The organism is Paraburkholderia sediminicola (genome assembly GCF_902859805.1).
GTDB lineage: Bacteria > Pseudomonadota > Gammaproteobacteria > Burkholderiales > Burkholderiaceae > Paraburkholderia > Paraburkholderia sediminicola.
On the sequence record NZ_CADIKC010000001.1, the window covers coordinates 1,043,656 to 1,068,999 of the forward strand.

General features: G+C 61.5%; 21 protein-coding genes. 6 read left to right on the plus strand and 15 right to left on the minus strand.

Annotated features, from left to right (window positions below):
• Positions 1-8: 8 nt before the first annotated feature.
• Positions 9-623 carry a TetR/AcrR family transcriptional regulator gene (locus R8871_RS04640; RefSeq protein ID WP_175049262.1) on the minus strand — a complete coding sequence of 205 codons (615 nt, stop codon included), beginning with the start codon at positions 621-623 and terminating at the stop codon, positions 9-11.
• Between the two features lie 83 nt (positions 624-706).
• Here R8871_RS04640 and R8871_RS04645 point away from each other — a divergent pair, with 83 nt between their 5' ends.
• Complete coding sequence (locus tag R8871_RS04645; protein ID WP_175049263.1) at positions 707-1,840, plus strand: MBL fold metallo-hydrolase; 1,134 nt, start codon at positions 707-709, stop codon at positions 1,838-1,840.
• A 26-nt stretch (positions 1,841-1,866) separates the two neighbouring features.
• Here R8871_RS04645 and metE (R8871_RS04650) read toward each other — a convergent pair whose 3' ends face one another.
• Together metE (R8871_RS04650) and metE (R8871_RS04655) are read right to left on the minus strand one after the other, a co-directional pair.
• Positions 1,867-4,173: a 5-methyltetrahydropteroyltriglutamate--homocysteine S-methyltransferase gene (gene metE, locus R8871_RS04650; protein ID WP_175049264.1), complete on the minus strand. Its 2,307-nt coding sequence runs from the start codon at positions 4,171-4,173 to the stop codon at positions 1,867-1,869.
• A 22-nt stretch (positions 4,174-4,195) separates the two neighbouring features.
• A complete protein-coding gene (gene metE, locus R8871_RS04655; protein WP_175049265.1) occupies positions 4,196-6,475 on the minus strand; it encodes a 5-methyltetrahydropteroyltriglutamate--homocysteine S-methyltransferase in 2,280 nt (759 codons plus the stop codon).
• A 106-nt stretch (positions 6,476-6,581) separates the two neighbouring features.
• Here metE (R8871_RS04655) and R8871_RS04660 point away from each other — a divergent pair, with 106 nt between their 5' ends.
• Positions 6,582-7,490, plus strand: coding sequence for a LysR family transcriptional regulator (locus tag R8871_RS04660; RefSeq protein WP_175049266.1), 909 nt, complete (start codon positions 6,582-6,584; stop codon positions 7,488-7,490).
• 105 nt (positions 7,491-7,595) lie between these two features.
• Here R8871_RS04660 and bfr read toward each other — a convergent pair whose 3' ends face one another.
• A complete protein-coding gene (gene bfr, locus R8871_RS04665; protein WP_054033607.1) occupies positions 7,596-8,072 on the minus strand; it encodes a bacterioferritin in 477 nt (158 codons plus the stop codon).
• A gap of 184 nt (positions 8,073-8,256) precedes the next feature.
• Positions 8,257-9,456, minus strand: coding sequence for an aminotransferase class V-fold PLP-dependent enzyme (locus R8871_RS04670; RefSeq protein WP_175049267.1), 1,200 nt, complete (start codon positions 9,454-9,456; stop codon positions 8,257-8,259).
• Between the two features lie 298 nt (positions 9,457-9,754).
• Between R8871_RS04670 and R8871_RS04675 the strand changes: the two genes are divergently transcribed.
• Both R8871_RS04675 and R8871_RS04680 read left to right on the plus strand, forming a co-directional pair.
• On the plus strand, positions 9,755-10,477 hold the full coding sequence (locus R8871_RS04675) for a response regulator (protein WP_175049983.1): 723 nt from the start codon (positions 9,755-9,757) through the stop codon (positions 10,475-10,477).
• A gap of 113 nt (positions 10,478-10,590) precedes the next feature.
• Positions 10,591-11,943: a TAXI family TRAP transporter solute-binding subunit gene (locus tag R8871_RS04680; protein ID WP_175049984.1), complete on the plus strand. Its 1,353-nt coding sequence runs from the start codon at positions 10,591-10,593 to the stop codon at positions 11,941-11,943.
• On the opposite strand, the gene R8871_RS04685 is transcribed toward R8871_RS04680, so the two are convergent.
• On the minus strand, positions 11,924-13,075 hold the full coding sequence (locus R8871_RS04685) for a peptidyl-alpha-hydroxyglycine alpha-amidating lyase family protein (protein WP_175049268.1): 1,152 nt from the start codon (positions 13,073-13,075) through the stop codon (positions 11,924-11,926). The genes R8871_RS04680 and R8871_RS04685 overlap by 20 nt on opposite strands.
• Before the next feature lie 410 nt (positions 13,076-13,485).
• On the opposite strand from R8871_RS04685, the gene R8871_RS04690 reads away from it, so the two are divergent.
• On the plus strand, positions 13,486-13,875 hold the full coding sequence (locus tag R8871_RS04690) for a DUF3455 domain-containing protein (protein ID WP_407673092.1): 390 nt from the start codon (positions 13,486-13,488) through the stop codon (positions 13,873-13,875).
• A gap of 3 nt (positions 13,876-13,878) precedes the next feature.
• Here R8871_RS04690 and R8871_RS04695 read toward each other — a convergent pair whose 3' ends face one another.
• From R8871_RS04695 to R8871_RS04730, 8 genes are all read right to left on the minus strand, one after another.
• The gene (locus tag R8871_RS04695; protein ID WP_175049270.1) at positions 13,879-14,538 is read right to left on the minus strand and encodes a hypothetical protein; all 660 of its coding nucleotides are present in this window, start codon (positions 14,536-14,538) and stop codon (positions 13,879-13,881) included.
• A 434-nt stretch (positions 14,539-14,972) separates the two neighbouring features.
• Entirely contained in the window at positions 14,973-15,938 is a 966-nt protein-coding gene (locus tag R8871_RS04700) for a D-2-hydroxyacid dehydrogenase (protein WP_175049271.1), read from the minus strand.
• Positions 15,939-15,956: 18 nt separating this feature from the next.
• On the minus strand, positions 15,957-18,026 hold the full coding sequence (gene tkt / locus R8871_RS04705) for a transketolase (RefSeq protein WP_175049272.1): 2,070 nt from the start codon (positions 18,024-18,026) through the stop codon (positions 15,957-15,959).
• A gap of 121 nt (positions 18,027-18,147) precedes the next feature.
• Positions 18,148-20,007: a TRAP transporter large permease gene (locus R8871_RS04710; protein ID WP_175049273.1), complete on the minus strand. Its 1,860-nt coding sequence runs from the start codon at positions 20,005-20,007 to the stop codon at positions 18,148-18,150.
• A 4-nt stretch (positions 20,008-20,011) separates the two neighbouring features.
• A complete protein-coding gene (locus R8871_RS04715) occupies positions 20,012-21,055 on the minus strand; it encodes a TRAP transporter substrate-binding protein (RefSeq protein WP_175049274.1) in 1,044 nt (347 codons plus the stop codon).
• Positions 21,056-21,213: 158 nt separating this feature from the next.
• Complete coding sequence (locus tag R8871_RS04720; RefSeq protein WP_175049275.1) at positions 21,214-21,978, minus strand: SDR family NAD(P)-dependent oxidoreductase; 765 nt, start codon at positions 21,976-21,978, stop codon at positions 21,214-21,216.
• Between the two features lie 96 nt (positions 21,979-22,074).
• Positions 22,075-23,073: a transketolase family protein gene (locus R8871_RS04725; RefSeq protein ID WP_175049276.1), complete on the minus strand. Its 999-nt coding sequence runs from the start codon at positions 23,071-23,073 to the stop codon at positions 22,075-22,077.
• Positions 23,070-23,915, minus strand: a complete 846-nt coding sequence (locus R8871_RS04730) for a transketolase (RefSeq protein WP_175049277.1) — start codon at positions 23,913-23,915, stop codon at positions 23,070-23,072. Before R8871_RS04730 ends, R8871_RS04725 begins: the two co-directional genes overlap by 4 nt.
• 111 nt (positions 23,916-24,026) lie before the next feature.
• Between R8871_RS04730 and gcvA the strand changes: the two genes are divergently transcribed.
• Entirely contained in the window at positions 24,027-24,944 is a 918-nt protein-coding gene (gcvA, locus tag R8871_RS04735; protein WP_234475221.1) for a transcriptional regulator GcvA, read from the plus strand.
• A gap of 65 nt (positions 24,945-25,009) precedes the next feature.
• Here the strand turns inward: gcvA and R8871_RS04740 are convergent, their stop codons facing one another.
• The gene (locus R8871_RS04740; RefSeq protein ID WP_054033629.1) at positions 25,010-25,321 is read right to left on the minus strand and encodes a hypothetical protein; all 312 of its coding nucleotides are present in this window, start codon (positions 25,319-25,321) and stop codon (positions 25,010-25,012) included.
• Between the last annotated feature and the right edge of the window lie 23 nt (positions 25,322-25,344).

A 25,344-nucleotide genomic window follows, 5' to 3' on the forward strand; every position in this document is an offset into this window, starting at 1 on the left:
CATAAGCGTCACGCATAGCGCGCAAGAAACATATCGGCAGCAGATTCCGCGACATGCCTTTGCTGATCCGCGCTAAGGGGAGGCTGCCCCATCGTCACCTGCGGCCAGAACGCGAACGCCTTCACGAGAGCCTGCAACTGCTGTGAGGCGAACATCGGGTCCGACGTCTTGAGGCGGCCATCAGCAGCGGCTGCGCGAATCCACACTGTCAGGTCCTCTTCGCGCTCGCCCATGCGCGCCACCATGTCGCGCGCCCGTTCCTGCGAATGAATGCCCGCCGCGATCGCAACGCGCGCGAGAGACAGAAACGCCTCGTTATTCAGAAGGGTCAGCTTCTTGAACAGAAGCTGGAGCAACTGCGCACGCAACGGATGCGCGGCCGAATAAGCCGTCACCTCTCCTGTATCGCTCGACTCCCACAACTGCCCCAGGATCGCCGCAAACAGCGCTTCCTTGCTTGGAAAATGGTTGTAGACCGTGCGCTTCGAGACGCCGGCGCGTGCCGCGATTCGGTCCATGCTGGTCGCGTCGAAGCCGGCCGCGAGAAATTCTTCGATTGCCGCCCCAATGACGGCGGCGCGCTTGCGGTCGGTGAGGCGGAGGGTGGGTTCACTGGTGCTCATCACTAAATTTTACACCGGACAGTTTACTTTTCTCGAAAATAAACTACACTGAACAGTCTACTTTCCGCTTCGAGGCTGCTCGCATGACATCGTTCACCGGTTCTATTCGCCGCGCCTTGGGGCTGACGGCTGCGCAACGCGGGCGTGAATCGTTCGATATGTCGGCTCAGCACGACGGCGAGCGCTTTCGTAACGTCAAACCGCGTCCTGTCGAAGGACTGGGCAAGACCTTGAGCATCGTCTGGAATATTTTGCTTAACAAGCCGGCGGGCACGGTGCCGGCGGGCGCCCTGCCCGTCGATGCCCTGACGCGCGAGCAACTCCAGGCCGCACCTGACCGGAGCCTGTATCGCCTCGGGCATTCCACCATGCTGATCAAGCTGCGGGGTCAGTTCTGGTTGACCGATCCGGTCTTCGCGGAACGGGCATCGCCGTTCCGGCGCTTCGGCCCGAAGCGCTTTCACGCGCCGCCCATTGCGCTCGAAGACTTGCCGCCGTTGCGCGGCGTGATTCTCTCGCACGACCACTACGACCATCTGGACCGCGAGACGGTGCTGGCGCTCGCTGCAAAGACAGGCGTATTCCTGACGCCGCTGGGCGTCGGCGACCGTCTGATCGAGTGGGGTATCGAGGCGTCGAAAGTCCGCCAGTTCGACTGGTGGCAAGGCGTCGAAATCGACGGCCTCGCGTTCACGGCCACCCCGGCGCAGCATTTCTCCGGCCGCAGTCTGTTCGACGGCAACAGCACCTTGTGGGCTTCGTGGGTCATCGTCGATGACGCGCTGCGCGTGTTCTTCAGCGGCGACACGGGCTACTTCGACGGATTCAAGGCCATTGGCGAGCGGCTGGGTCCCTTCGACGTGACGCTGCTCGAAACCGGCGCCTACGACGCTCAATGGCCGTACGTCCACATGCAACCCGACGAGACCGTCCAGGCCCACGTCGATCTGCGTGGCCGTTGGCTCGTGCCCGTTCACAACGGCACGTTCGATCTGGCGATGCATCGCTGGCAGGAACCCTACGAGCGCGTGATCGGACTCACCGCCGCGCGCGGCATTCCGCTGTCGACGCCGCGCATGGGCGAGCGGCTGGATCTCGCCTCGCCGCACCGCGGCCAGAAGTGGTGGCGCGAGGTTGTCGAGACCGAGAGTGCGCAAGAGCCCAGGACACCGCTGCGCCGGTTCTTCTGCCGCCAGACCCGGCAAGCGAATTCGTGAGGTCGGCGGCTTCGCGCAGCGTATTCTCAGCCGGCGTGGACAGCGAACTCCGCGTTCGTGCGTTCCGCTTCCAGCCGCTGCCGCAAGGTCCGGGCCGCGAGGACCATGTTGGTCAACGCGGCTTCCGTTTCCGGCCAGCTGCGCGTCTTTAACCCGCAGTCGGGGTTGACCCACAAACGCTCGGCGGGGATGACCTCGCAGGCGCGTTCCAGCAGCCGCTGCATCGCTTCGACACTCGGCACTCGTGGTGAATGGGTGTCGTACACACCGGGCCCGATTCCATTCGGATAGGCGAATGCGCCGAACCCGGCAAGCAATTCCATGGACGATCGCGAGGTTTCGATGGTGATAACGTCCGCGTCCAGCGCCGCGATTGCCGGCAGAATGTCGTTGAACTCCGAATAGCACATGTGCGTGTGGATCTGCGTGGCATCGGAGACTCCGCCCGCCGAAATTCTGAATGTCCGCGTCGCCCATTCCAGATAAGCCGGCCAGTCGATCCTGCGCAGTGGCAGGCCTTCACGAAACGCCGGCTCGTCGATCTGGATGATGCGGATACCCGCCTTTTCCAGGTCGACCACTTCTTCGCGAATAACAAGCGCCAATTGCAGGGCGGTGATCGATCGTGGCTGATCGTCGCGAACGAACGACCACTCCAGCATCGTTACCGGCCCCGTCAGCACGCCTTTCACCAACCGGTCCGTCAAGGACTGCGCGTGACAGGCCGCGTCCACCATCATCGGCTCGGGGCGGTAAATATCGCCGTAGAGGATCGGCGGCTTGACGCACTGCGCGCCATAGTTCTGTACCCAGCCGCACTCCGTGAACGCATACCCCCACAGTCGCTCGGCGAAGAACTCGACCATGTCGTTGCGCTCAACCTCGCCGTGCACCAGCACGTCGAGCCCGAGTTCCTCCTGCTTTCTCAGCACAGAGGCGGTTTCCGCGCGCATGCGTTCGAGGTAGTCGAGTGCGCGTAATTCGCCGCGCCTGTAAGCCGCGCGAGCCTTGCGGATGCCCGGCGTTTGCGGAAACGAGCCGATGGTCGTGGTAGGCAGGAGTGGCAATTTCAGCGAATGCCGCTGCACGCGAGACCGGTCGGCAAACTGACTCTTGCGGTTCGCCATCTCGTCCGTGATGGTCGCGACTTTTCTCTGCACGAGCACATTCATCACCGCACTTGAGCTGCGCCGCGCATCGAGGGCCTTGTCCGCCGCAGCCAACTGAGGCTCGGCCGCCGCCGGATCGTGAAGCGCGAGCGCGATGGCGCCGAGCTCATCAAGCTTCTCGCTCGCGAACGCAAGCCAGGATTTCAGATCGGTATCCAGTCTCTTTTCCAGGTCCAGCGTCACCGGTACATGCAGCAGCGAGCATGACGGCGCAACCCAGAGCTTGTCGCCACGCTGCGCATGTAAGCGTTGCAACGAGTCGACGATTTCGCCCAGGTCGGCACGCCAGATATTGCGCCCGTCGATGACGCCGGCCGACAGCACCCGGTCAGCCGGCAACGCCTCATGCCACGCCTCAAGTTGCTCCGGCGCCCTGACCAGATCGATATGCACACCGTGGACCGGCAGCGTGGCAACGCGTGGAGCATGATCGGCTGCCGTGCCGAAATACGTCGCCAGCAATACCTTGACACCCGACGCGCCCAGCACCTCGTACACGGCAGAAAATGCTTCGAGCCATTCGCCCTCGAGATCGAGGCACAGCGCGGGTTCGTCGAGCTGCATCCATTCGATCCCGCGTTGCTTCAACTCGTCGAGAATACGCAGGTAACGGATCACGAGCTTGGGCAACAAGGACAGTCTGTCAAAACCGGTCACGTGACTTTTGGACAGCCACAGATACGTGATCGGACCGATCAGGACAGGCTTGACCGGCAGATTCAATGCGAGCGCTTCGTCGATCTCCTCGAAGAACCAGTTCACTCCGCCGTTGAATGTCGTCTGCGGTCCAAGCTCCGGGACGAGATAGTGGTAGTTGGTGTCGAACCACTTCGTCATTTCCATCGCCGGCTGCGCCGTGTTGCCGCGCGCCAGTTCATAGTACTGAGCCAGCGACAGCGATGCGGGCTCGAACGCGAATCGCTCGGGCAACGCACCGAGCAGTGCTGTCAGGCTCAGCATCTGATCGTAGTAGGCGAAATCGCCCACTGTGACGAAGTCGAGGCCCGCCGCACGCTGCTGCTCCCAGTGACGAGCGCGTAGGGCCTGCGCGACGCCGCGCAGAGCGGCATCGTCGGACTCGCCGCGCCAGAACGACTCCTGGGCAAACTTGAGTTCGCGATGCGCGCCGATGCGCGGAAAACCATGTATGTGAGTGCGAGCCATAGCGGATCCTTGACTGCTTCGATCAAATGCCGGCGCGCAACGTTTTCGCTGCCGCAACCATGTTTTTCAACGCAGGAATGACTTCTTCCCACGCGCGGGTCTTCAGCCCGCAGTCGGGGTTCACCCACAAGCGCTCAGCCGGAATCCGCTCAGCCGCCTTGCGCATCAGATTCACGATGTGCTCCTGGCTGGGGATATTCGGCGAGTGGATGTCGTAGACGCCCGGCCCGATTTCGTTCGGATAGTTGAAGTGGTCGAAAGCGTCCAGCAATTCCATATCCGAGCGTGACGTCTCGATCGTGATGACGTCTGCGTCCATATCGGCGATCGAAGCGATGATGTCGTTGAACTCCGAGTAGCACATGTGCGTGTGGATCTGCGTCTCGTCCTGCACGCCATTTGCCGTGATACGGAACGATTCCACCGCCCATTGCAGATAGTCGTTCCACTGCGACTTGCGCAACGGCAGGCCTTCACGCAACGCTGCTTCGTCAATCTGGATCACGCGTACACCCGCATTCTCCAGGTCCAGCACTTCTTCGCGGATCGCCAGCGCCAGCTGATAGCAGGAGACCGAACGCGGCTGGTCGTCACGCACGAACGACCAGTTCAGGATCGTGACCGGGCCGGTCAACATGCCCTTCATCGGCTTGGCGGTCTGCGATTGTGCATACCTGATCCACTCGACCGTCATCGCCTTCGGACGGCTGATGTCGCCGAACAGGATGGGCGGCTTCACGCAACGCGAGCCATACGACTGCACCCAGCCGAACTGGCTGAACGCGTAACCGTCGAGCTGTTCGCCGAAGTATTCGACCATGTCGTTACGCTCTGCTTCGCCATGCACGAGCACGTCGAGACCCAGTGCTTCCTGTTCCTGCACGCTGCGCGCAATTTCGTGCTGCATGACCGTCTTGTAGCCGGCTTCGTCCAGCTCACCGCTCTTGAATTGGCTGCGCGCCTGGCGGATTTCGGCGGTTTGCGGGAAGGATCCGATGGTGGTGGTCGGGTAAGCGGGCAGGTTCAACAGCGCAGACTGCCGGGCAGCGCGTTGCGGATAGGCGCTGGTGCGACGTCCCAGCGCGGCATCGATCTTCGCAATCGCGGCCTTGACCGCCGGGTTGTGCACGCGCGGCGACGTGCGACGGCTCTGAATGGCGGCCTGATTCTCGGCAAGCGCAGCTTGCACCGACTCGCGTCCATCGTTCAGCGCCTTCGCGATGACCTTCAGTTCATCGAGCTTTTGTAGGGCAAAGGCGAGCCACGACCGGATTTCGTGATCGAGCTTCTGTTCGCTGTTCAGGTCGACCGGAACATGCAGCAATGAACACGACGGCGCGATCCACAAGCGAGCCTGCAACGCCTGATGAATCGGCGTCAGCCATTCGAGCACCGCGCTCAGGTCGGTCTTCCAGATGTTGCGGCCATTGATGACGCCAAGCGACAGAATCTTGTCGGCGGGCAAGCGCGCGACGACCGGCTCGATCTCGCTACGGCCGTTGATCGCATCGACATGCAGACCGTGAACCGGCAATCCGCAAGCAAGCGCGAGGTTGTCGCGCAGCTCACCAAAATAGGTTGCCAGCAGCAGCTTCACGCGGGTGGTCTTCAACGCGTCGTACGCCGTGACGAACGCGTGTTGCCATGCCGGCTCGAGCTCGGTGACCAGCGCCGGCTCGTCGATCTGCACCCATTCCACGCCTTGCGCCGCCAGTTGCTCGAGCAGGGCCGCGTACACAGGCAACAGGCGCGGCAACAGCGCGAGCTTGTCCGAATCGTCTTTCGCCTTGCCGAGCCATAGATACGTTACCGGTCCGATGATGACTGGCTTGGCTTTGACGCCAAGCGCGCGAGCCTGGGTGAGTTGATCGAGGAGGCGCGACGCGTCGAGCGAAAACTCGGCCGACGCACTGAATTCCGGCACGATGTAGTGGTAGTTCGTATCGAACCATTTGGTCATCTCGCCGGCTTGCACGCCGCAACTGCAGGCGGAATCATGCGCGGAGCGGCCACGCGCAACACGAAAGTAATTGTCGAGCGCGTCGCCTTCGAAGCCCCGGACCCGTTCCGGGATGTTGCCCAGCATGAAGCTCGTATCGAGCACCTGGTCATAGAACGAGAAGTCGCCAACCGGAACCTGATCGAGGCCGGACTGGTTCTCCCAGTGGCGCTGACGCAGTTGCGCGCCCAGGCTTTTCAGCTCGTCGCGCGACGACTGGCCCTTCCAGTAGTGCTCCTGGGCAAACTTCAGCTCACGCTTTGCGCCGATGCGGGGGAAACCCAGATTGTGTGTCGTAACCATGGTGATGAGCTGCTCCGAAAATGAACGGCTCGATCATAGGGTGGATGGATCATGAAATATAATGGCATTATTTCATTGATCAATTAGTTTTCTTCATGGACTCGCCATGCTTGAACGAACCCATCTGACGATCATTCGGGAAGTGGACCGCCAAGGCTCCCTGACCGCGGCGGCCAACGTACTGTGCCTGACGCAATCGGCGCTGAGTCACACCGTCAAGAAGATGGAACAGCACCTGGGCACCGCCGTGTGGGATCGAGAGGGCCGAAACCTGCGCCTGACCCAGGCCGGTCAATATCTGCTGGCGCTCGCGAACCGGGTGCTGCCGCAAATGGAACACGCGGAAGAACGGATGAAGCAATACGCCCAGGGGCAGCGCGGCACGCTTCGTATCGGTATGGAGTGCCACCCCTGCTATCAGTGGCTGCTCAAGGTGGTCTCGCCGTATCTCGCGCGCTGGCCGGACGTGGATGTCGACGTCAAACAGAAATTCCAGTTTGGCGGCATCGGTGCGCTGTTCGGTTACGACATCGACATTCTGGTCACCCCGGATCCGCTACGAAAACCCGGTCTATGCTTCGAGCCGGTGTTCGATTACGAGCAGGTGCTGGTGGTCGGCCCCGGGCACCGGCTTGCGCAGTTGCCCTTTATTCCGCCGGAGGAACTGGCGGATGAAGTCCTCATTACGTATCCGGTGGAAATCGACCGGCTGGATATCTATAACCAGTTTCTGATGCCGGCGAACGTCATGCCGAAACGCCACAAGGTCATTGAAACAACCGACATCATGTTGCAGATGGTAGCGAGTGGGCGGGGCGTCGCCGCGCTGCCGCGCTGGCTGGTGGAAGAGTATGCCGGCAAGGTCGCCATCAGTCCGGTCAGACTGGGCAAGCGAGGCATCGCCAAGCAGATTTTTCTCGGCGTGCGCGAGACAGACGCGGCGATCGATTATCTGAAAGCGTTCGTCGAACTCGCGCGCGAATCGGACTGGAACGCGACTGGGAAAGCCGTCTGAACAGTGAGCCTATCTGGAGACTTCGACGCGTTGATGGGCGGCCGTAGTGCGTGACGACGCAGTGCTGATCGTCGATTCGCCTCGCCGCCCGGAATCTCGACAGATTTACTCCGGTGACTCCATCGCCGATTGCTGATAGTTCTGAATCCCCACCTTGTCGATCAACTCCAGATTGGTCTCGAGCCAGTCGATATGTTCCTCGGTGTCGTCGAGAATATGGGTGAGGATCGCGCGTGAGACGTAATCGCTAACCGTCTCGCAGTAGGCAATGGCTTCCTTGCACGTTGCCTGCGACATCCGCTCGAGCTTGAGGTCGCACTCAAGGATTTCCTGCGTTTCCTCGCCGATCAGCAATTTGTGCAGGTCCTGCAGATTCGGTAAGCCATCCAGCACGAAGATGCGCTCGATCAGCAGATCGGCGTGCTTCATCTCGCCGATTGATTCGTCGTACTCGTGTTTGCCGAGGCCTTTCAGGCCCCAATGACCATACATTCTTGCGTGCAGAAAGTACTGGTTGATTGCGGTCAGTTCATTCTTCAATTGCGCATTCAGGTATTCGAGTACCTTGGCATCTCCTTGCATACCGCCTCCTCAATTTGCTACGCCACGCCGCTCAGGCAACGCATTTCGCGTGATGCTGTTTGGTGCATAGCATCACGCTGCTCATGTGCGGCACCCGTTAGCGCAGCATAGTGCATGGCACGCTCAGCCGCACGAATGAGAATTGGTATCGCTTCAGATCTAACCAAACCCAACGCGCAAAGGGTCACTGGGTTGCCAACTTTCGTATTCCATCCAGCAGCCTGCCGATTTCCGTCTCGGTAGTCAGATAGCTGACCGACGCGCGCGCGATCTGCTTAAGTCCTCTGGATTCCATATCAAGGGGCGTGTACGGGACACCGTTGCTGCCGATTGAGATGCCTTGATCCGCCAGACTGCGCTGCACCGAAGCAGCCTCCAGACCCGCTATGTTGAACGCCACCAGCCCGGATCGCTCCCGACCCTGGTCCAGCACGGTCACACCGGGAATCTCCGCGAGTTGCCCGCGCAACGCTTGTGCCACGCTGTCGATCTGCGCACGAATATTTTCAACGCCGATCTCCAACGCCTCTTCCAACGCGTTAGCCAGGCCGCAATGCAGCGCTGGCGCGGCTTCCGCCGCCTCGAAACGCACCGCGTCGTCCCGCAAGACAGGTTCGCCGTCTGCGCCCAGCGGCGCGGATCGTATGTCGACGAAAGCCGGCGTCAAGCGGGACAAAAAATCCTCCCGCACATACAACAGGCCCGTGCCTCTCGGACCACGCAGCGCCTTGCGGCAGGGACCGGTCAGGACATCGCAACCCACCTCGGCGACGTCGACAGGAAGCTGTCCGACCGCCTGAGCAGCATCGATGAAGTAGGGGATGCCGTGGCGGCGCGCGACCTGCCCGATCGCCGCAGCCGGATTGATCAGCCCGCCATTCGCCGGCAACCAGGTTAGCGCGATCAGGCGCACACGGTCGTCGAGCATGGCCTCCAGCGCCTGAGGATCCACGGCGCCGCTGGAATCGGACGGAATGACTTCGATCGTCGCCCCTGCGCGCTGCGCCGACAGACGCATGGCCGCCAGATTCCCGCCCCACTCGTGACGCCCGACCAGGATTCGCTCGCCGGATCGCCAGGGTCCTAGCGCGGCGAATGCGCGCCCCCACCCTGCCGAGTTGCCGCTGGTCAGCGCGATCTCCGCCGGACGGGCGTTCAGCAGTCGCGCAGCCAGCAAGCGAGCGCGCTCAGACTGCTCACGCCCGGCTATGCCGGCTTCCATCGGCCCCATCGTGGCTTCGCGCCAAAGATGGGCGCGCATCGCCTCCAGCGTGGCGGACGACGGCAACGAGGCCCCCGCGTGATTGAAATGCGTGGTGCTTTGAGCACCGGGCGTGAGGGCGCGCAATGCGTCGACGGCAGCAGGCGAAAGAGGAGAAGGCATAGCGGTAGTGGGCGAGTCGGATGCATCCGACATGGGCGATAGGAGTTTGCCATGCTACCCCACCTGGCCTGGACGAGCGCTGGCCTCGCGCCCTCGATCGGCTCCACGGCTTTAAAAAAAACCGCATCCAGCGACGGATTCCCACGGGTTGCTCCGTTAAAGAAGCTGAAGCACTACGTTCGCGTGGTCACGAGCCGCCTGACGGCACTGAAAGCCTGCGTGGCAAACCACCAGTCGTGACGTGACGGCCAACGTTATTGCACCCCTGATTGCCGGCTATGCGTTCGATTTCCCTACTATGACAACTCAAATACTGGTCGTTGACGACGATGTCGAACTACTTGGATCGCTGGCCGACTTTCTCGGACGAGAAGGCATGGCGGTCTCCGTATTGCACGAGGTGAAGTCGCTCGGGGAACATATCGAACGCAACCCACCCGATCTGATTGTCCTCGACCAGATCATGCACGGTGTGAACGGCCTCGCAGCGCTGAGCACGCTACGCGCCGCGGGCAACACCGTCCCCGTGATTCTGGCCTCGGGACCCGACGACATGGATCGGATCGTGGGGCTCGAAATGGGCGCGGACGACTGCATCGGCAAACCCTTCAATCCTCGCGAACTCCTTGCCCGCATGCGAGCCGTATTGCGACGGCGAACCCTGACTGCCTCGGCCGCGGCGCAGGAAAAACACGAAGTCGTCGGATTCGGCCCATTCACGCTTGACCTTCAGTTGCGCACGCTCAAGACGGAGACCAACCGGCTTACGTTGTCGGCGGGAGAATTCGCGCTGCTTAAGATCTTCGTCAGTCACCCCATGCGCACGCTTACCCGTGAGCGCCTGCTTGAATTGCTGCACGGCCCGGAAGACGATCATACCGGCCGAGGGGTCGATGTCCAAGTGTGGCGATTGCGCAGGCTTCTCGAAGCGGACCCCTCCGCGCCGCGGTTCATCCAGACCGTCCGCAGCCATGGTTATGTATTTGTGCCGAACGGCGCGCAACCGTCTACGACGCACTGAATCTTCACGCGTCGCGGCAATCGCAAGCTCGAGTGCGGATATGGACAAGGCGTGCACGGCACTGCATTATCCATGCTGGCTGTCAGACACCACCCGCGCACGAGAGGCGAACAATGCCCAGGCACAACCCAGCGCTTCATCGCAATGAAAAACGCCCGATGACACCGGGTCGCCGGCGGCTTCTCATCGCCGGCGTGATCGTGCTAATCGCTGCGTTTGGTTGGGGGCTTTGGGTCATACTCGAACCCGCCTTCCGGCACACCATCGTCATCACAACTGGCGCAGACAACGGGATCTATCGCGGTTTTGCAGATCGCTATGCACCTATCCTGAAGCGTGACGGCATCAAGCTCGATATCCGCAGTTCGTCGGGCTCGAGTGAAAACTATCAGCGGCTGAATGACCCTGACAGCGAATACGAGGTGGGCTTCATCCAGTCCGGTACCACCAGCCCGAAAGAATCCGACCATCTGCAGACGATCGCCGCCGTCTCCTATGAACCGATCTGGGTGTTCTACCGTGGTGACTCCACCATCACGCGGCTCGCACAACTGCGTGGCAAGAGAGTTTCAGTCGGCGTTCCTGGCAGTGGCCTGCTGAACGTCGCGCAGGTATTGCTCGGATACAGCGGCATCACGCGGGACAATACGAAGCTGCTCGAAATGGACGCGGTCAAATCCTACCAGGCTCTCGAAAACGGTCAGCTGGATGCAGCATTCTTTATCGGCAGGCCTGACGCGCCCATGCAGACCACGCTGCTGAACAGCGATCTCAAGCTGATGAGTTTCGTGCAGGCCGATGCGCTGATACAGAAATTCCCGTCGCTATCCAAGGTTATTTTTCCGCGCGCCGCAACCAGCATCGTCAACGATCTGCCGCAAGCCGACGTCACGCTGCTCGCCGCCACCGCCCTGCTCGTCGCCAAAGATACGCTGCACCCTGCGCTGGTTTACCTGTTGCTGGACGCAGCTAAAACCGTCCACGGCGGCGAAGATTACTTCACGCCGCTTGGCGTATTTCCCAATCTGAATACCGCGGATTTCCCTGTTTCCGAAGAGAGCGAGCGTTACTTCAAAACAGGCCGTCCCTTCCTGCAACGCTACCTGCCATTCTGGCTGGCCAGCTTTATCGAACGACGTCTGCTGATCCTGCTCCCCTTCATGGCGTTATTGCTCGGCCTGCTGCAGGCGTTGCCGCGCATGGCGGAGGCACGCATAAAAAAACGCCTGGTTGTCTGGTATCGCGAGATCAAGGCGCTCGAAGACGAAATATGGAAAACGAGCCATCCAACGCCGGACCAGGTTGCGCAATGGCAGGACGAGATCGAACACATCGATGCCAACGCCAATCAGATCCGGATGCCGCAGCGTTATTTCCAGGACGTTTATGCACTCAAGCAGGCGATTGCCGTAGTGCGGAACCGGATTTCCCGCGTCGCGGACCAGGCTACGACGGGCGCAGCATAAGCTTCTGGACTCGCCAGTTCAGCAACTCGGCGACAAACAGCACGTTCTCGGACGGACAGGCCATCTGGTGAATCCAGCCGAACTGCTTCAGTTGCTTGCCGGATTGACCCAGCATGCCGAGCAGCTTTCCTTCGAGCGTCAGTTTGTAGATGCGACCCGGAAACGCATCGGAACAGTACAGCACCTGATTCGGACCGGGAGAAATGCAGATCGCCCACGGAGAGCCTGGTGCGAACGTGCCGGCAGCTATCGTGGCTTCATCGGGAACGTTACCGATCGCGGGTTGAGCGCCGGGCGGGGCCGGTACGTCGATCGTGAACTGCCGCTGGAAATTACCCTCGCCGTCGAAAACCTGAATGCGACGATTGCTGCGATCGGCAACATACACGAGGCCTTTGGCATCGACAGCGATACTGTGAGGCGTATGAAACTGACCCGGGCCGGTCCCACGTTCGCCCCATGATTTCAGCCAGTTGCCGTCCTTGTCGACTTTCGCCACACGGGAGTTGATATATCCGTCGCTGATATAGGTGTTGTCAGCGCTGTCCCACGCGACATCGGTGACCTGCCTGAAGCGTCCCGGCTCCGCGGGCAAAGGCGGATTCGGATGCTTGAGCGGACCCGTTTCCTCGTCTGCCGCCTCCTGCTTACGACCGAAAACCATGGCGACGCGTCCCTCCGGCGTGAACTTGATCACCATGTCGGAACCCTTGTCCGTCACCCAGATGTTGTCGTGCCGGTCGACCTTGACTGTATGTGCGAACGACCAGGCATACAGGTTGTGGCCAATTTCGCGGACGAACCGACCGTCCGGTGCGAACTCGAGAAGCTGAGCCGCGGCAGCGCCGTAGGCAGGCCCAATCGAACTGCCGCGCGAAAGCACGAAAATATGCCCCTTCGAGTTGAAGCTCACGCCCGAACACTCGCCGAAATAGACGTCTCGAGGGAGATGCAGCAGATCGGGAACCGACTCGTAAGCAATGGTCGGGACAGAGTCTGCGTAGGCAAGACCAGGGAAGAGAGCGAGCGCCGCGGCGCTTTCGGCCGCCAGGGTGAGAAAGCGGCGGCGGCTGAAAGCAGCGCTCGGGGAGTCGCTGCAACATAGACAAGAGTACGGTTGCCGATCGTTCATTGGCTTGCCTCCTTTTCGCTTGCTGTGCGGGACAGCAGCGTTGTCGGTTTTCGCGCCGATGCATACGGCATGTCCGAACAACAGGCGCGGTAGGTCTTGCACGCCGAGGATACACCGAGTAGCCGCGGGTGATCGGAGTCAGCTGGTCAGAGTCAGGTTAGCCGAGAGGCGCACACGCAGACTTCAGTCGCATATAAGATCACGCGTACGATCCGTACCATTCAGTTCACCGGTCATACTCAGCGACCGCAACTGCCATGCACCGCGTTTCACTCAAGGGGATATCCATGCTCAGGAAAGTTTCGCAAGCAAGCTTCGCAACCATCGCCGTATCCCTGCTGGCCGCGTGTGCCACACCACCAGCAAGTCCCCCAAGTGCATCTATCAATCCACCTCAAGCTGAGCGCTTGATGACGCTCACTGCTTCAGGTGTTCAGAACTATTCGTGTGAATTCGACGCGCAGCATCAGCTGGGATGGGTGTTCAAGAGTCCGCTGGCAACACTCTACGATGCGAGCGGCCACGCTACGGTCCGGCATGGCGCAGGTCCGTCCTGGGAAACAGAAGATGGCAGCCGGATCGTCGGCCACGTGCTTGCACAGCAGCCCAGCGAAACACGGGCGAGCATTCCCCAGCTATTGCTCGAAACGCATAGCACGGCTGGCAGCGGCCCACTGTCAGCGGTGCGGTATGTGCAGCGCTTGCATACCGTCGGCGGCCTGGCGCCAACGGCACCGTGCTCAACGGAACATCAAGCCGGAAGCTCGCCCTATCTCGCCGACTACGTGTTCTACCGGTAGCGCTTATTTCATGTCGGACTGATTCGGTGGCGGCAATGACGGATCGAGTTTCGCGGACTCTTTTACCAACTGGTCAGTCATCGCAGCCGCAACCGGATTCGAGCCTGGACGATACGAATCGTCATGAGTGGCTTGGGCTTGAATCTGGACTTGGGCCGGCGGCGGCAAAGCTGGATCGAGTTTCGCAGACTCCTTGACCAGTTCATCCGTAATCGCGGCCGCGACCGGATTCGAACCATGCCGACGCAGACTGTCACGCGTGCCATCGGTTCGCCACATGGGGTTGGTCTTCGACTCGGCATAACCACGAACGGCGACCGATTCGCGTGGTCGCGTGTTCGCTCGCGGCAATGGCACGGCGTCGTCCACTGGCGAGCCGGATACGGTCACCACTGTCCCGTTCGCAGACTGCCTGGGGTCAGTCACCGTGTTGCCGGAGAGCGGCGCCGCACCGATCACACTTCCCGCAGTCACATGGATGTCACCCGATCTGGGGGAAGTGACGGCCAATTCCGTCGAATCGCCTGGCGCAGGGTCGGGGTCGACTGTCGAGCGATGGCTTTTTTGTAGCAGTAGAAAAGCGCCGAACACCAACTCGAGGAGCAGCACTCCAACAATCAATGATGTACGTACATTCCTCATATTAACCAACGATTCGTTCAATCGAGACGATTGGATTGATGATGGCCGTTGGCTCGAAGAGCATGCCAAACGGCAAGTTCGCAGCGTGAGTCTGCGATGGGTTGATGTGGGGATGATTTGCGCGACCCGCACACGTTGATTGTCCGGTGGCAATGGTCCGGTGATTCGCTCCACCGAACGGCACGGGACATCTCCCGTATGCTAATGCGAAAAAATAACCTGTGCTGAGCGGTCACCCTTCGGGGCGCGATCGTCAAAAACACGCGGGCATTCTCTGCACCCGCGGCCACGGGGGACTACAGCTTGATTTGATGGACCATGCGGTTGGCGAGAGGCAATTTTCTCGTCCGGTGCAGTCAGATTTTTGTCGGCAACGAACTAGTTCTGTTCGCGTTTGATGTGCATGCGATTTGTCCGACGATCCGCACGCAGCGAAATGCCGCGTGCGCTGTCAATCAATATGCTCCTTGCACCAGATTGGTCGGCACACCATTGACGAAGTTTTCAATGTTGTCCATTAATTGATCGGCAAGACACTGTTGCGCCTCATCAGATGCCCATGCAACGTGCGGCGTCAGAACGACGTTCGAGCGACCGGCGGCACGCATCAGCGGATTGTCCTCAGGCGGCGGTTCGCTTGCGGTCACATCGAAACCCGCACCGCTGATCAAACCTTCGTCAAGCGCCTGCACAAATGCGCCTTCGTCGACGAGGCCGCCGCGCGCCGTGTTGATGATCAAGGGCTTTCTTTTCATCGCGCGAAACTCGGGCATGGCCAGCATATTCCGCGTGTTCGGTGTGAGCGGACTGTGCACGGTGATGATGTCGCTGGTCGCGAGCACCTCGTCCCACGGCGTGTAAAGCGGCCCCAGACCGTCACGCCCCTTGTGCGCGGCGAACATCGGTTGCATGCCGAAGGCTTTGCCGATTTCCGCAACACGCTGACCGAGCACGCCTTCACCGATGATGCCGAGACGCGCGCCCGCCAGATCGTGGATCGCGTGCGTAAAGAAACAGAATTGCCCGGACTTCTGCCACTCGCCGGCGAGCACATCATCGCGGTACGCGATCAGATTACGCCGCAGAGCAAGTATCAATGCGAAGGTGTGCTCGGGCACCGTGTTGATCGCATAGCCGCGAATATTGCACACAGCGATGCCGAGCCGCTGGCAAGCCGCTTTGTCGACACAATCCGTGCCCGTCGCCGCAATGGCGACAAGCTTCAGATCGGGCAATTGAGCGAGCATGTCCTGCGTCAGCGCCACCTTGTTGATGATCGCGATCGACACGCCGGCGAGCCGCTGCAACACCTGCTCAGACGACGTGTTTTCATACTCGATCAACTGATGATCGAAGCGCGGCTCGCGCAACGCGATTTGCGGCGCAAGCGTGGTGCGGTCGAGAAAGGCGATCTTATGCATGTTCATGTCCTTGTTGATTTACAGGTGCCGCTTTGCTTCGGCCACGACATGCTGTGCGGTGATACCGAAGTGCTCGTACAACGTCTCCGCGGAAGCCGAAGCGCCGAAGCCCGTCATCCCGACGAAACCACCCCGCTCGCCCAGATAGCGATCCCAGCCGAAACGCAGCGCCGCTTCGATACCGACGCGCACCGTGTTCGGACCCAAAACCGCGGCGCGATAATCGGCGTCCTGTTCATCGAAGATTTCCCAGCACGGCATCGACACCACCGCGGTCGCAATGCCCTCTTCCTGTAACTGAAGGCGCGCCTGCAACGCCAGCGCGACCTCGGAGCCGGTGGCCAGCAATGTGACGACACGCGTGCCGCCCTCCGCTTCTGCCAGCACGTAGGCGCCGCGACGCGACAACGACTCGGCGCTATATTCGCGGCGCACCAACGGCAACGCCTGCCTTGCAAAAATCAACGTGCTCGGCCCGTGCCGATGTTCGAGAGCGAGCGCCCAGCACTCAGCGGCCTCCACCGCATCCGCGGGACGCAGCACGCGCATATTCGGCATCGCGCGTAACGAGGCAAGTATCTCGACCGGTTGATGCGTCGGCCCGTTTTTGCCGACGCCGATCGAGTCGTGGCTAAACACGTAATGCACCGGCAAGCCCATCAGCGCGGCCATGCGCATCGCCGGACGCTGATAGTCGGAGAACGCCAGATACGTAACGCTAGTCGCGACGATGCCGCCGTGCGCAGCCATGCCGTTGGCCATCGCGCCCATCAGATGCTCGCGCACACCGCAGTGGACGTACGCGCCGCTGTGGTCGTCGGCGGTGAAGGCGTGCAACTGGCGTTTGTGGCCCGTGGGCGCTTCGAGGTCGGCGCAACCCACCATGCGCTCAGGCAGCAGCGGCGCGAACAGATCGCTGATCTCGCCGGACACGGTGATGCCAGGCTGCGCTTCGTCGCGTTCCACTGCGCGCTTGCGGTAAGCGTCGAGCACGTCGCGCCAGCCTTCCGGCAAGCCGCCTGCCATGACCCGTTCGAACTCGGCGCACTCCGCGTCCGGTAACGCGGCGAGGCGTGCATGCCACGCGTTGTATTCCTCACTACTGCGCCGGCCCGCTTCGCGCCATGCGCCCAGGACATCGGCGGGCACGTCGAACGGTGCATGCGGCCAGCCGAGTTGTGCACGTGCCGTGTCGGCATCCGCCTGGAACAGCTTGCCGCTATGCCCGCCACGCTGTCCTTGCAAGCGCGCAATACCGCGGCCGATAACTGTCTTGCACGCGATCATCGAGGGCCGCGGGTCGGCGCGCGCAATCGTCAACGCCGCGCTGACCGCTTCGAGATCGTGGCCGTCAACTTCGATCACCTGCCAACCGGCAACGCGAAATCGCGCGCACACATCCTCGCTGATGGAGAGTGAGGTACTGCCGTCGTCGGTGATCTGGTTATCGTCCCAGCAGAGGATCAGTTTGCCGAGCCGCAGATGGCCGGCCAGCGAGATCATTTCCTGACCGATGCCCTCCTGCAGGCAGCCGTCACCGACGAATGCATACGTGTAGTGATCGACGAGCTCGCGGCCAAAATTCGCCGCGAGATACGCTTCGGCGATGGCCATGCCGAACGCGTTGGCAATGCCCTGCCCCAGCGGACCGGTGGTCGCCTCGATACCATGCGCCGGCTCATACTCGGGATGCCCTGCGCAATGCGAACCCAGTTCGCGGAAAGTCTTGAGCTGGTCAAGCCCGATCGCCGCATAGCCAGTCAGATAGAGCAGCGAATACAGCAGCAGCGATCCGTGGCCGTTGGACAGCACGAAGCGGTCGCGGTCGGGCCAGGTTGGATCGGCGGGATTGAATTTCAGGTGCCGGGTGAACAACGCAGTCGCGATTTCGGCCATGCCGAGCGGCACGCCCTGATGGCCTTCACCTGCGCGCAGAATTGAATCGATGGAGAGGAAGCGGATTGCGTCGGCCAGCGGCAATTGGGGCGCTTGCTCACGAGATTGCGTTTGCGTCGCTGCGGCCAACAAAGAAGTCGATGGCGTAAGCGAAGCAATCGGTGCGGCAGACTGAGCTTCAGTGGTGGACATGGCAAAAGGCTCCTCTACGCCGCCCCGGCACGCAGGGCGGCGGCAATCAAAACGGATCGAATCGGATCAGGCGGAAGAACGTTGTATGAGGCGGCACCGCGCAGCCCCATACGTCAGCGGGTCAATGCAGGAAACCTGTCGAAATCCACGGCACCGCGGCGACGATAATCAACCCGACCATCAGCGCTGCGATGTAGCCAAGAATCGGCTTCATGCCTTCGTCGGGATGAATGCGGCTCACCGCGCAAGCCGAGTAATAGCCCACGCCGAATGGCGGTGCGAACAGGCCCACGCCCATTGAAAGAATCACCACCATCGCGTAGTGCACGTCGTGAATGCCCATCTGTCGCGCGATCGGGAACATGAGCGGGCCGAACAGCACGATCGCCGGAATGCCTTCGAGCACGCTGCCGAGAATCACAAACACGCAGATGGAGGCAGCCATGAACATCGCCGCGCCGCCAGGCAGAGCGCCGAGCGTCTGTGCGAGCTGCCCGGAGAAGCCCGATTGCGTCAACGCCCAGGCCATGCTCGTCGCCGCGCCGATGATCAGCAAAATCGCGCCGGACAAAGTCGCGGTATCGATCAGCATCGGCTTGAGCCGCTTCCACTCGAAACGGCGATAGATCAGCAAGCCAGCCAGCACCGCATACGCAATGCCGATGGTCGAGACTTCAGTCGCGGTCGCAATACCTTCGACCACCGCGGCGCGGATCACGAACGGCAACGCAATCGCAGGAAACGCGATGACGAACTTGCGCAGAATCTCGACGCCCGTCGCACGCTTGACGCCGGACATGTCTTCGCGCCGATAACGCCACTGCACCACGATGCACAAGGTGATCGCCAGCACGATGCCCGGCAGCATGCCGCCCGTGAAGAGCGCCGAGATCGACACGCCGGTCACGGAACCGAGCGTAATCAGCACGAGGCTCGGCGGAATCGTCTCGGTCTGCGCGCCGGTCGCGGCCAGCAGCGCGACCAGATCGCCCGGCTTCGCACCGCGCGCTTTCATCTCGGGAAACAACACGGGCGCAACTGCCGCCATGTCCGCGGCTTTCGAGCCCGAAATGCCCGACACCAGATACATCGCGCCGACCAGCACGTAGGACAGGCCGCCGCGCACGTGACCCAGCAAACTCGCGAGAAACGCGATCATCGCCGCGGCCATGCCGGTCATTTCGATCAACTGGCCGAGAAACACAAAGAGCGGCACCGAAAGCAGGATCAGATGCGACATGCCCTCGTCCATCCGGCCGACCACCACGGGCATCGGCGTATTTGTGGTGAGCGCAAGGTAGCCGAAGGTGGCGAGTCCAAACGAGAAGGCAATCGGCACACCGCTCAGCACACCGAGCGCGACCAGGCCGACAAAGAAGATCAGCAGGTTGATATTGCCGAGATCGCGCAGCAACGGGCCGAGTGCGATGAAGATGCCGGCCAGCGCGCCGACCGTTGCAATCGCGGCGAGCGTCAGGCGCCAGTTGCCCATACGGGCGAGCCTTACCACGGCCACCAGCAGCATCAGCGCCGAACCAACCGGCAGGGCAGCTGCGCGCCACGAGTTCGACAATTCGAGTGCCGGCGTAGTGATGAACGACTCGTCCTGCGCGAAGCTGATCGCCGGACCGATCACCATCGCGAGGAACGCGATCGGCGCGGCAATCGCGACCACGTCGAGAAAGGCGCGCACACCTGGCGGCGCCATGCCGACCAGCGCCGTCATCCGCATATGCTCGCCGCGCCGCAAGGCGATCACGGCGCCTAGCATGGCGAGCCACAGGAACAGCATCGACGCGAGTTCATCGGACCACACAAGCGGTGCGTGCAACAGATAACGGCTCGTCACACCAGCCAGCAGCACGACGATTTCCGCGAGCACCAGCAACGCAGCGGGAATCTCCACCAGATGGCCGAGAGCGGAGTCGAGCGCACAGGCGAACCGATGCTGCCGCTCGTGCGAATAGGAGATCGAGATCATCGCATTACCCCAGTTTTCCGACGGACTTCTCCATCAGTCCCCACGCCTCATCGCCGTACTTGGCTTTCCAGTCGTGATAGAAGCTCGTCTTGGCCAGCGCGCCGCGGAAAGCGTCCCGGTCAACGTCGATAAAAGTAATGCCCTTCTTTTTCAGGTCGTCTCGCAGCGAGAGGCTGAGTCTGGCGATATCCGCGCGTTGCAGCATCGCGGCGCTTTCGAATTCACGCGTGACGATCGCGCGGATGTCTGCAGGCAGACGCTCCCACGCGGCGCGATTGCCGAGAATCCAGTAACCGTCCCACACATGCGACGTGAGGCTGATGTACTTCTGCACTTCATAGAGCTTGGCCGTCGCGATGATCGGCAGCGGGTTTTCCTGACCTTCCACCACACCGGTTTGCAAGGCCGAATACAGTTCGTTGAAATTGATCGGCGCGGGGCCGGCGTCGAGCGCCTTGAACAACGAGGTCAGCATCGGCGCTTGTGGCACGCGAATCTTGAAGCCTTTCAGATCGGCCGGTGCATGCAACGCTTTGGTGGAGGAGCTGATCTGCCGGAAGCCGTTGTCCCACACCTTGCTCACCGAGACGAGGCCAGACTTGCCGATCTGCGCACGGATGTAGTTGCCGAGATCACCGTCCATCGCCTTCCAGACCGCGTCGTAGTCCTTGAACGCGAAGCCGGTATTGACGATGCCCGCGGAGGGCGTCAACGTCGCCAGAATCGACGACGCCTGGTTGAAGAACTCGACGCCGCCATTGCGCACCTGCGACAGCAGATCGGTATCGGAGCCGAGCTGATTCTGTGGAAAGAGTTTGATGTCGAGGCGGCCCTTGGTCGCTTCGCGAATGCGATTGATCGCCTCCTGCGCGCGGATATTGACCGGATGTGTCGGGTCCTGGCCGGTGGCGAGCTTGTACGAAAACTCGGGGGCCGCCATCGCGCTTCGCGAGATGCTCCATAACGGCGCGGCGGCGGATAAGGTCGCACCGGCCTTCAGAAAAGTGCGGCGGCTAATGCCCTGCGGGGCGTTCGAACGGGTTGTCATGGTGTCTTCCTCCAATGCTGGATCGCGCGTCGTTATGGTTTTGGAATCTGAACCGCGGCGGCTGCACGTGTTGCTCGCCGCGATCGTCTGTTCTCTACTACGTGGTCCCCATCGCCGCCGCCGGCCCCCCGCCTGACGGCCCGTCCTGCCGTCAGGCGTCAGCCGTGAATCAGCATGCCACCGTTCACATCGATCACCGCGCCGGTGATATACGACGACAGGCTCGACGCGAGGAACAGGAAGGCGCCGGCCACATCGTCGGGTACGCCCAGGCGATTAAGCGGAATGCCCGCGAGAATTTCGCCGCGCTTGTCGTCGCTGATCTTGCCCGCGTTGATGTCGGTCTGAATCAAGCCCGGCGTCACGCAGTTCACGCGGATGCCGTCGTTGCCGAGTTCGCGCGCCATCGCTTTGGCGAGTCCCAGCACGCCGGCCTTCGCCGCCGAGTAATGCGGGCCGCCGAGAATGCCGCCGCCACGCTGTGCCGATACCGAAGACATACAACCTATCGAGCCGCTTTTCTGCTTCTTCATCTGCGGCACAACCGCTTGCGACAGATACAACACGCCGCGCAGATTGACGTCGAGAATACGGTCCCAACCTTCCGGGTCGATTTCGAGCAGTTTGGCCGCCTGGGTAATGCCTGCGTTGTTGATCAGGATATCGATCGAACCAAAATCGGCGACGGTGCGTTCGACAGCGGCCTGGCAGGCGCCACGGTCGGTCACATTGCATACATAGCCGCGATGTTCGGGCCCAATCGACGCAGCGGCTTCGACCGCGGCATTTTCGTCGAGATCGAAAATGGCGATGCGTGCGCCGTGCGCCGCGAACATGCGGGCGGTCGCCATACCGATGCCGCGCGGCGACGCGCCGCCGGAAATGACGGCGACCTTGCCGTCGAGTAGACGTGACTCTGACATGATGCGGATCTCCTGAATATGAAGCTTATGGTTTGCTGAATTGTTTGCTATCGGTAAGTGCGCGTATGTGCGGCACTTACCCGCCTTGATGAACCTTTACCGCAGCCAGCCTTTGATCGTGTCGCACATCGCCTCGGTGGAAATGCCGTAACGGTCATGCAAGGTCGGCAGCGCGCCCGCGTCGAGAAACGCATCGGGCAGGCCGATCTGGCGGAACGGCGGCGTGACGCCATTGGTCAGCAGCACCGCCGCCACCGCTTCGCCCAGGCCGCCGATCACCGTGTGGTTCTCCGCCACCACGACAAGGCGGCCGGAACGGCGCGCTTCGCGCAGCAGCGTGGCGGTGTCGAGCGGCTTGATGGTCGGCACGTGCAGCACGCCCACGTCGACGCGATCGGCGGCCAGCGCCTTCGCTGTTTCCAGCGCACGCATCGTCATGATCCCGGACGAGATGATCAGCACCTCGGCGCCGTCGCGCAGCAGCTTCGCTTTGCCGAGTTCGAACTGGTAGTCGTATTCGTCGAGCACGACCGGCACGTTGCCGCGCAACAGCCGCGCATAGACGGGCCCGCGATGGTCGGCGATGGCCGGCACCATCTGCTCGATTTCGATGGCGTCGCATGGGTCGATCACCGTGAGGTTCGGCATCGCGCGGAACAGCGCGAGGTCTTCCGCCGCCTGGTGGCTCGGGCCGTAGCCGGTCGTGAGACCCGGCAAGGCGCAGACGATCTTGACGTCGAGGTTGTCCTCGGCAATCGCCTGATGGATGAAGTCATAAGCACGGCGTGCGGCGAACACGGCGTAGGTGGTGACGAACGGCTGCGCGCCTTCGTGCGCCATGCCGGCCGCGGCGCCCATCAGCAGTTGCTCGGCCATGCCCATCTGGTAATAGCGCTGCGGGTATTCCTTCGCGAACAGATGCAGGTCCGTGTACTTGCCGAGATCGGCGGTCATGCCGACCACTTCGGGCCGGTTGCGCGCGAGTTCGACCAGCGCGTGGCCGAACGGGGCCGAGCGGGTGATCTGCCCTTCACCGGCAATCGAGGCGATCATCGCCGACGTTTTCAAACGCGGTTTCGGTACGGCGGCGCTCATACGGTTCTCCCGGCTTCCAGCGCCTGCAGCGCGAGCTGCCACTCGTGCGCATCGACGCGGATAAAGTGATTTTTCTCGCGCGCCTCGAGGAACGGCACGCCACACCCCATGCGCGTATCGCAGACGATGATTCGCGGTTGCGCTTCCGGATGCGCGTGTGCCGCGTCGAACGCGGCGACGACGGCGGCGAGATCGTTGCCGTCCACGCGTTGCACGAACCAGCCGAACGCCTGCAGTTTGTCGGCCAGCGGCTCGAACGCCATGACGCTCGACGACGGGCCGTCGGCCTGCTGATTGTTGACGTCGACCATCGCGATCAGGTTGTCGAGTTTCCAGTGGGCCGCGGACATCAGCCCTTCCCAGATCGCGCCTTCATCGAGTTCGCCGTCGGAGAACAGCGTGTAGACGCGGGCATCCGAGCCTTTGCGCTTCAGCCCCAGACAGCGGCCCACCGCGATCGTCAACCCCTGTCCGAGCGAGCCGCCGGACATCTCCATGCCGGGCGTATAGCTCGCCATCCCGGACATCGGCAGACGGCTGTCGTCGCTGCCGTAGGTTTCCAGTTCTTCGTCGGCGATGATGCGGGCCTCGATCAGCGCGGCGTACAGCGCGATGGCGTAGTGACCGTTCGATAGCAGAAAGCGGTCGCGGCCTTCCCATTCGGGGTCGTCGGCGCGAAAGCGCATGGCGCGGAAATAGGCGACGGCGAGGACATCGGCGATATCGAGCGCCTGGCCGATATAACCCTGCCCCTGTACTTCGCCCATGCGCAGCGCGTTGCGGCGAATCTGATAGGCGTGCTCCGCGAGTTGGGCGTACGGCGCGGTTTCGCTAGTGGTCACTGTTTGTCTCCTTGAGGATCGCTTCGCAGGGGCCGCTGTGATGCCGATCCCAGTGACTCAAGCGTAATCTCGCGCTCACACGCGCTCAAACGAATTAAGATGGGTCAATGGATGAATTCAATTCACCTTGATGCTGCCATGCACAATCGCGTCACCTTCAAGTCGATACAGGCATTCGAGGCCGCTGCGCGGCTCTCGTCGTTTGCGCTCGCAGCAGACGAACTGTTTGTCACGCCCTCGGCCGTCAGCCATCAAATCAAGCTGCTGGAAGAGCAATTGAGCATTCGTCTGTTTCATCGGCTGCACCGAACGGTGATCCTGACGGACTATGGGCGGCAATACGCTGAGGAAATCACCGCGGCGTTCGCGCGAATCGATTCGGCCACCCGCGAGATTGGGCGCGCCGCCAAGAGCGACATCCTCACGATCCATTGCACGCCCAGTTTTGCGACTCAATGGCTGATGCCGCGCATTGCGCGTTTCAGTGCGGCACATCCGGATATCGACGTGCGCCTGAATGCTTCTTCAGAGGCGGTGGATCTGATCTCGGAAGCCGTGGATATCGACATCCGCTACGGTCCGAGAAAACTGCAGCCGGCCGGTACCATGGTGCTCGAGCTGCCGCCCGAGACAATCGTCCCGCTGTGCTCGCCCGCGCTGATGGCTGGAGAACATCCGCTGCGCAGCGTCGCGGATTTACCGCACCATGCGTTGATTCATAGCGAGGGGTGTCTGGTCGGATGGAGAGACTGGATGCGCCTATATCGCAAGACGCGACTCGATATCGGACGCGGTCCGCGTTTCGATCGCTCGTTCATGGCGATCAGCGCGGCGGTGGACGGCCTGGGTGTCTGCCTCGAAAGCCTGCTTCTGGCGCAGCGCGAACTGGAAACGGGACGACTCGTAGCGCCCTTCGGTCTGGAAGGACTTCCAGTCAATGGCTATACGCTGAACCTGCTGAAATCTCGCGCCGAATTGCCGAAGCTGCATAGCTTCCAGGATTGGCTGTTTGCCGAACTTGAGAAGTGATGCGTGTGCGGCACTGATCCGGTCATGCGCAATGCGCTGCCGGTGACAGTGCCGACTACGAGCTTTTAAGATTTGCCTTTGAGGGTGAACGGCGCAAGCAGTGACCGTACGTCGACCTGCTGCCCCTGGAGCAGAAGCAGCCTTGCGTGAAGCACCGTGTTCTCGAGAACAAGCTTGGCGGTGCTCAGCAGATACAACGCGTGGATATCGGAGATCGACATGTTGCCTGCTTCGACCTGGTGGTGACGCTCGACAAGTGAACTCATGACGAGCCGCCTGAGTTCCTGTTCTCCAAATGGAAGGTCCGCGTAGTCGATCGGGTCGTCGGCTTCTACTTCCCGCAGCAGTTCCACCAGCGTTTCAGTGCTCACGTCCATGTGCAGGCTCCACGTTGTCGTTC